Origin of the sequence: Kerstersia sp. (assembly GCF_052103615.1) — a bacterium.
GTDB lineage: Bacteria > Pseudomonadota > Gammaproteobacteria > Burkholderiales > Burkholderiaceae_B > Kerstersia.
The window spans coordinates 14,133-17,717 of sequence record NZ_JBQEKA010000059.1; the positions used below are offsets into that span (position 1 = coordinate 14,133).

At 61.5% G+C, this 3,585-nt stretch carries 3 protein-coding genes; 1 reads left to right on the top strand and 2 read right to left on the bottom strand.

Going from position 1 to position 3,585, the window contains the following annotated elements; translation table 11 throughout:
* Positions 1-1,238 (bottom strand): efflux RND transporter permease subunit (locus ACTJGZ_RS11785; RefSeq protein WP_441663112.1); only part of this gene is annotated, 1,238 nt, incomplete at its 3' end.
* A gap of 80 nt (positions 1,239-1,318) precedes the next feature.
* Positions 1,319-2,503 carry an efflux RND transporter periplasmic adaptor subunit gene (locus ACTJGZ_RS11790; protein WP_441663113.1) on the bottom strand — a complete coding sequence of 395 codons (1,185 nt, stop codon included), beginning with the start codon at positions 2,501-2,503 and terminating at the stop codon, positions 1,319-1,321.
* A gap of 473 nt (positions 2,504-2,976) precedes the next feature.
* Between ACTJGZ_RS11790 and ACTJGZ_RS11795 the strand changes: the two genes are divergently transcribed.
* A partial coding sequence (locus ACTJGZ_RS11795) for a TetR/AcrR family transcriptional regulator (RefSeq protein ID WP_441663114.1) occupies positions 2,977-3,585 on the top strand: 609 nt, incomplete at its 3' end.

Sequence of the window (3,585 nt, forward strand, 5' to 3'; positions counted from 1 at the left end):
ACCACCACGATGGCATCATCCACCAGAATCCCGATCGCCAGCACCATGGCGAACATGGTCAGCACGTTGATCGAATACCCCAGGAACAGCATCACCGAGAAGGTGCCCAGAATGGCGACCGGCACCACCAGGGCGGGAATCAGCGTATAGCGGACATTCTGCAGGAACAGGAACATCACCAGGAACACCAGCGCCAGCGCTTCGAACAGCGTCTCGATCACTTTCTGGATAGAAGCCTGGACATACGGCGCGGTGTTATAGGGGATTTCATACTTCACGCCATCCGGGAAGAACGGTGCCATTTCCTCCAGCACCTTGCGCACCCCTTGGGCGGTTTCCAGCGCATTGCCATCCGGCGTCAGCTGAATGGCGAATGCAGCAGCAGGCTTGCCGTTCAAACGCGAGGCAAACTGATAGCTGTCCTGGCCCAGCTCGATGCGCGCAACATCACGCAGGCGCACGGTCGTGCCGTCAGGGTTGGCGCGCAGCAGAATATTGCCGAACTCTTCGGGCGTCTTCAGCTGGCCGCTGACCATCACGATAGAAGTGGTGGCCTGATCGCTGGCCACCGGAGGCGCGCCCAGCGAACCCGACGGCACCACGACGTTTTGCTGGCGGATGGCCTGATTCAGCTCATTAACGCTGATATTCAGGCCGGTCAGCTTGACCGGATCCAGCCAGACCCGCATGGCCCGCTGGGCCGCGAACAGCTGGAACTTACCGACACCCGGCACCCGCGACACCGAGTTTTTCAGGTTGCGGGTAATGTAGTCCGCCAGATCGACGGCATCCATACGGCCGTCTTCGGCATACAGCGCGGCAATCAGCAGAAAGCTGGCGCTGCTTTGCTCGAAGCGCAGGCCTTGCTCCATCACTGCGGTAGGCAGGGAAGCCGAGACGTTGGACACGCGATTCTGCACGTCCACCTGGGCCATGTTCGGGTCCGTCCCCGGCTGGAACGTCACCGTGGTTTGCGATTGGCCGAACGAATCCGCGACAGACTCGAAATACAGCAGGTTCTTCGCGCCCGGCAGTTCATCTTCGATGATACTGGTGACCTGTTCGGACACGTCCGGCGCGGAGGCGCCCGGATAGGTGGCCGTGATGGTCACCGAAGGCGCCGCCACTTCCGGGTACTGGGCCACAGGCAGGTTCGGGATCGCAAGCAAGCCCGCCAGCGTAATGAACAACGCGACCACCCAGGCGAAGATGGGGCGTTCTATGAAAAATTGAGGCATGGAAATCTATCTCGCGATACGGTGCTGGGAATCACCTGGGGCCCTGTGGGCCTGCCAGGCGTGCTCGACCTCGCTATGAATCATTTGGCCTCCGCAGGCGCGGGGGCAGCCGGCGCTGCACCGTCGTCTTGCTGTTTCCAGGGATGGGCAATGACCTTGGCCCCCGGGCCTATCTTCTGGAAGCCCTCGACCACGACCACATCTTCCGGGGTCACGCCTTCCTGGATCACCCATTGGCCCTGATAGGAACTGCCCACCTTGACCGGCGCCACGGCAATGGTGTCGCCGTCACGCAGCAGGAACACGCTGGCGGAACCATCCGCCGCGCGTTGCAGCGCCTGGTGCGGCACCAGCACGGCATGCTCGTCATAGCCTTGCTCAAGCTTGACTCGCACGAACATGCCCGGCAGCAGTTCGAATTCCGGGTTCGGGATTTCAGCGCGCAGCTTGACCTGGCCGGTGCTGGGATCCACCGTCACGCCGGTAAACAGCAAGCGGCCCTTGTGATCGTACGGCTGGCCTTCCAGCATGACCGTCACCGGCGCCTCATCCACACGCTTCACGGTGCCGTTGCTGAACACCTTGCGCAACTGGGCCAGATCGGCCGTGCTTTGGTTGAAATCGACATAGATCGGGTCCAGCTGCTGCACAGTCGCCATATGCGTGGCGGTGGTTCCTTCCACCAGCGCGCCTTCCGTGACCAGCGGCTCGCCGATGCGGCCACGGATAGGCGACGTCACCCGGGTGTAGCCCAGGTTGATGGACGCCGACTCAAGCGCGGCCTTGGCGGCTGCCACAGCGGCTTCGGCTTCGCGCGAGGCGGCCAGCGCATTGTCATATTCCTGGCGGCTGACGGCATTGACCTTGACCAGCGGCTCATAGCGCTGCGCCAGCGAGCGGGCGCTCAGCAAAGCGGCTTCGGCCTGCTTGAGCTGGGCATTCGCCTGGCTAGACACCGCCTGCAATTGCGCGCGGTCAATGGTGAACAGCAGATCGCCTGCCTTCACGTCGCGGCCTTGCTCGAAATTGACTTTCTCCACGATGCCAGTGACCCGGGCGCGAACCTGTGCATCCCTGACGGCATCGACACGCCCCGGCAATTCGGAAATAATAGGAACACGCTGCTGTATTGCAGACACGACCTTGACTTCCGGCTGCATTTGCGGCGGCCCTTGCGGCTTATCGCCGCACGCCGCCAGCAACAACAACATGGCACCCGTTACCACGATGCGTGGCGCAGTGAAAGAGATAGGCTTGGCTCGCATAGAAACCCTGTATTGAATCTTCTTGGCGTCAGTCATGTCCTGCCCCTCCCGAGGCAACAACCGGCCATGACTATGGCAGCACGGCCGCACAACAGTACGGCCATGGGTGGAATAACGGAAAAAATTGCGTAAGCCGGGCAACCAACCCGGGTAACTCGCTGAGTGTAATGCGAAAACGACGCAATTTGCAGCACCTGAAACAAGGCGAAGTACTTGGAAAATGACGCCGCCAGCACGCCTGCTCAAGCCGCTTTCAGAGAATCTAATATTATCCCGAACAAGGTCGAGACCGGCGCCTCGGGCGCCGCATTCGGAGATGTCTGATCGTCAGCCGCCCGCGCGGCCGTCCCGCGGCCGTGCGGCGCAATCATCGAACATGCCGCAAAGATCCTGCGAGAAGCTAAGACTTGACGGACGTTGACTTCATTCCGTTACATTGACAAAAAACCGTCCGGGCGGTATCTTCCCGTGCCATGTCGATCGCTCATCAGCGTAAGAAACAGCCCGAATCAGTACGCCGGCAATTACTGGATGAAGCGGCGCGGATTGCACTGGAACACGGCCTGGCCGGACTGACCCTGCAAGCCGTCGCCCGTGAGGCAGGCGTCAGCAAAGGGGGGTTGCTGCATCACTTTCCCAGCAAGCACGCCCTGCTGGAAGCCATGTGCGATGAGTTTCTGCGGCGCCTGGATGGGCAGATCGCGGCACTCATGGAGCAGGACCCAGTGGCCCATGGGCGCTTTGCCCGCGCCTATCTGGATGCCATGTCCAGCACGCCAGCCAATGGCCCCTCGCAGCGCTGGGCGGTATTTTCCGTCATGCTGCAGTCCGAGCCGGCCTTGCGCCAGCGCTGGCATGAATGGGTCAGCAAGCGTCTGTATGATGATGCCGGCGGCAAGATTTCCGTCGCTGCCTGGATCGTCTGGTTTGCCACCGACGGGCTTTGGCTGTCGGACCGCCTGGGCAATCCCAGGCCGGACAAGCAAGAACGCTTGTCCATCATCGCCCGCCTGAGGGCGGAAACGTATCAGCAGGATGGCTGTTGCATCCCGCCCCAACCCCACTGCGAGGCCCAGCTTCGC